This window comes from Mesorhizobium sp., assembly GCF_024509055.1.
Classification (GTDB): Bacteria; Pseudomonadota; Alphaproteobacteria; order Rhizobiales; family Rhizobiaceae; genus Mesorhizobium.
In genome coordinates this window covers 1-4138 of the sequence record NZ_JANINM010000139.1, presented here as the reverse complement: position 1 = coordinate 4138, position 4138 = coordinate 1, and the positions used below count along the sequence as shown (strand labels likewise).

General features: G+C 65.0%; 4 protein-coding genes and 1 pseudogene. 3 read left to right on the top strand and 2 right to left on the bottom strand.

Going from position 1 to position 4138, the window contains the following annotated elements; all coding sequences use genetic code 11:
• From fumC to Q0L57_RS07220, 3 genes and pseudogenes are all read left to right on the top strand, one after another.
• Window positions 1-228 (top strand): annotated as a pseudogene (gene fumC, locus Q0L57_RS07230) (class II fumarate hydratase); the annotation flags it as partial.
• Window positions 229-655: 427 nt separating this feature from the next.
• Window positions 656-1078, top strand: coding sequence for a DoxX family protein (locus Q0L57_RS07225; protein ID WP_296740369.1), 423 nt, complete (start codon window positions 656-658; stop codon window positions 1076-1078).
• A gap of 131 nt (window positions 1079-1209) precedes the next feature.
• On the top strand, window positions 1210-1632 hold the full coding sequence (locus Q0L57_RS07220) for a DoxX family protein (RefSeq protein ID WP_296740366.1): 423 nt from the start codon (window positions 1210-1212) through the stop codon (window positions 1630-1632).
• Window positions 1633-1643: 11 nt separating this feature from the next.
• Here Q0L57_RS07220 and ppx read toward each other — a convergent pair whose 3' ends face one another.
• The gene (gene ppx / locus Q0L57_RS07215; RefSeq protein WP_296740363.1) at window positions 1644-3179 is read right to left on the bottom strand and encodes an exopolyphosphatase; all 1536 of its coding nucleotides are present in this window, start codon (window positions 3177-3179) and stop codon (window positions 1644-1646) included.
• A partial coding sequence (locus Q0L57_RS07210; protein WP_296740360.1) for a polyphosphate kinase occupies window positions 3176-4138 on the bottom strand: 963 nt, incomplete at its 5' end. The genes ppx and Q0L57_RS07210, both read right to left, overlap by 4 nt.

The following is a 4138-nucleotide window of genomic DNA, read 5'->3' as shown; positions in this document are numbered from 1 at the left end:
GTCGGCATCGAGGCGCGCGAAGACAACATCAAGGCCGCGCTCGAGCGCTCGCTGATGCTGGTGACGGCGCTCGCCCCCACTATCGGCTACGACAATGCCGCCAAGATCGCCAAGACCGCGCACAAGAACGGCACCACGCTGCGCGAGGAGGCTCTCGCCACCGGACTGGTCAGCGAGGCCGACTACGACCGCCTGGTGCGGCCTGAGGATATGACCCATCCGGGGTAGTTCCTCGGCACTGCAAATCGCAGACGTTCGCAAATTGCCGAAGCCGCCTCGACGTCGTCATTCCAGGGCGAAGCAGGAGCGAAGCTCCGTCACGGAGACCCTGGAATCCATGCCGTTACTTCAACCGAAGGGCGCGGCCGGCGCAGAACCTGCACCGCGGCGGCTGTTTTAACGTCGCGGCATGGATCCTCGGGTCTACGCGGCGTCGCTTCGCTCCTTGCTTCGCCCGTGGATGACGAAGAGAGAGGATTTGGCGGCACGAGAATTTTCTCCAACCGCCGATTCCCGCGAAACGAATTTCGCGTCGGCCGCGCCCACACTGGAATATTGAATCTGTGAACAATGTGTTGTCGCATAAGCGGCTTTGGTGAACAGTCCTGGTGAGCTATCTGACTGGGCATTCAAACCCCATTCGGAGAACCCGCCAATGTCCATCAACACTTCCGTCGCCGGCAACGGCGCTCAATCCAACAGCTCCACCACCATCCTGCTCGGCCGCGTCCTGCTCGCGGTCATCTTCCTGCTTTCCGGCTTCGGCAAGCTCACCGCGATTTCCGGCACCGCCGCCTATTTCGGCGCGCTTGGGCTGCCGGTCCCGACCGCGACCGCCGTTCTCGTCGGCCTGATCGAGCTGGTCGGCGGCCTTGCCATCCTCGTCGGCTTCCAGACCCGTATCGCGGCCTGGGTGCTCGCGATCTTCACGATCGCCACCGGACTTGTCGCTCACACCGGCTGGGCCGACCAGATGCAGATGATCCAGTTCCTCAAGAACCTCGCCATCACCGGCGGCTTCATCCTGCTGGCTTCCTCGGGCGCCGGCGCCTACTCGATCGACGCCAAGCGCGGCTGAATTTTTTCCTCCCAGACTGAAACGAAAGCGGCGCGGAATTCTCCGCGCCGCTTTTTCGTTGTCCGTTGCAAGCGTAGATTACACCGGCGGCCGGTATGGTGCCTGACCAGACACCGGCCAGGGAGGTAGCCATGGCTCGCAACGCACTGCTTCTCGTCTCGCGGCTGCTGTTTGCGGCACTGTTCGTGCCGTCGGGCTTCCAGGCGCTCAGCAACATCGCCGGCACCATCAACTATTTCACCGGCCTCGGCCTGCCGCTGCCAACACTCGCCGCCTGGGGCACCGGCCTGTTCGAGCTGATCTCGGGGCTGCTCATCCTGATCGGCTTCCAGACACGGGTCGTGGCCCTGCTGCTTGCCGCCTTCTGCATCGCCGCCAGCTTCATCGGCCATTACGGCCAGGGCGGCGACGACGCCACGCTCGCCTTCCTGCACCAGCAGATGCTGATGAAGGACATCGCCATCGCCGGCGGTTTTGTGGCGCTCGCCATGGCCGGCGCCGGCGCATGGTCGGTGGACGGACGCGGCTTCGGCATCGGCGCCGAGGTCACCTAAGCCAGCTTGAGCTACTTTACCGAAACACTTGGCCCGCCCTCGACTGCCAGCACGAGGCGGCGGTTGGTGATGCGCGCCAGTTGCGCCAGCCGGCCGGCGGGGCGCTCGCCGTAAAGATCCGAAAGAGAAGCCGGCAGCACCAGCGCCAGCGCGCCATTGCCGCGGTTTTCCCATTTCAGCCGCGGCATGACGCCCGGCATCGCCGCGGTCAGCAGGTATACGACGCGCATCATCGCTGCCAGCAGGCGGGCGCGCTCCAAGAGGCGCGGCGGCGCCAGCGCCTTGATCTCGGGCGCGATGCCGTCGTTGAAGATGCCGTCGTGGCGGTAGGCGCTGGCCAGAGCCAGATAGGCGCGCCCGGGATGGTCGACGCCGATGAAGGAAGCATGCGCGATGATGTTGAGCGACTGCCTGCCGCGATATTCTGGATGCGCGCGCCAGCCGATATCGGCGAGCAGGCACGCTGCGTGGCGGTAGCGCGCCTCGTCCTCGGTCTCGTCGATGCCGAAGGCCTTGAACGCGTTGCCGGTCCATTCGACGAGGTCATGCGCATGGTGCACCGAGCGCGAACGCAACAGCGCCAGTTCCTCGGCAGCCGAGATCAGCGGGTCGGACTTCTGCTCCTCCTCGTCGAGCAGCGAATAGAGGAAGCCCTCGCGCACGCCCTGCGCGGAGACGACGATCTTGGACGGCTGCATCGCCGTCATGATCTCCTGCAGAACGACGGCACCGTAGGGCAGCAGCGAGCGGCGGTTCTTGGAGACGCCCTCGATGCCCCGCACTTTCTCGACCTCGCCACGGGCTACCTGCTTCAGGAAGGTCTGGGCGCTCTCCGCCGATATCTCGTAGTGATGCATGACGCCGAGCGGATAGTTGGTCATCTCCATGTGCAGCCGGGCGAGGTTTCGCCAGGTGCCGCCCACCGCGTAGAAGACCCTGCCCTGCCCGGCCCTGAGCAGCTTGGCCCGCGCCAGTTCCTGGCGCGCGATCTTCTGCGCCTGGACGAGCGAATTCTTGGCCATGTCCTGCAGGCGCAGGCCGCCGAGCGGCAGCGTGATGCCTTCGCCGATCGCCTCGCGGTTGATGTCGATGAGCTCCAGACTGCCGCCGCCAAGGTCGCCGGCGATGCCGTTGGCCGGATGGAAACCGGAAATGACGCCGAGCGCCGAGTAATAGGCTTCCTGGCGGCCGGAGAGCACGCGGATCTCGGTCTTCAGCACTTCCTCGGCGCGGTGGATGAAGTCGGGGCCGTTCACCGCCTCGCGCGCCGCGGCGGTCGCCAGCACATATATGTGCTCGGCGCCTGCCTGGTCGGACAGCGCGCGAAAGCGTCGGAACTCCTCCATCGAGCGCGTCACGGCCTCGGGGTCGAGCTTGCCCGTCGAAACGATGCCGCGACCGAGGCCGGCCAGCATCTTTTCGTTGAACAGCAGCGTGGGCGAGCGCGCCAGTCCTTCATACACGACAAGGCGGATCGAGTTCGATCCGATGTCGATGATCGACAGCGGCCGCCGGTCCTGGAGCCGGCCCTGGGAAGCAGAAATCACGCGACGCCGTTCTTCTTGCGGCGCTTGAACTGGGCAATGCGCTTGGGCGCATGCGATTTCAGCGCGTCACCCCGTCCGGAGAGGCTCGGATTGGTCATGAAATATTCCTGCGCGTTGAATGGCTCTTCGCCCTCTTCCAGCACAACGCGCCGGGAGGTGCCGTCAGCCAATACGTCGAAACTTTGCTGGTTGTCCATGACGTTGCCCAGCATGATCTGGCCAAGCACCTGCTCATGCACAGTCGGATTGGTGATCGGCACCAGCGTCTCGACGCGGCGGTCGAGATTGCGTGGCATCATGTCGGCGGACGAGATGTAGACGATGGCGTCGTCCGACGGCAGGCCGTGGCCGTTGCCGAAGCAGAAGATGCGGCTGTGCTCGAGGAAGCGGCCGACGATCGACTTGACCCGGATGTTCTCGGACAGGCCGGGCACCTGCGGCCTGAGGCAGCAGATGCCGCGTACGACCAGGTCGATCTCGACGCCGGCGCGGCTGGCGTCATAGAGCGCGTCGATGATGATCGGGTCGACCAGCGCGTTCATCTTCATCCAGATGCGTGCCGACCTGCCCTCGCGCGCATGGGCGATCTCGTCGGAAACATGCTTCAGGATGCGGTTGCGCAGCGTGAAGGGCGACACGGCGATGCGCATCTCCTCGGCGGGCTCCGCGTAGCCAGTGATGAAGTTGAAGAGCTGCGCGACATCGCGCGCGATGGTCGGATCGGTGGTGAAGAAGGACAGGTCGGTGTAGATGCGGGCGGTGACCGGATGGTAGTTGCCGGTGCCCAGATGCACGTAGTTGCGCAGCTTGCCGTCCTCGCGGCGCACGACAAGCGACATCTTGGCGTGCGTCTTCAATTCGAGGAAGCCGAACACGACCTGGACGCCGGCGCGCTCGAGGTCGCGCGCCCAGCGGATGTTGGCCTCCTCGTCGAAGCGCGCCTTGAGCTCGACAAGTGC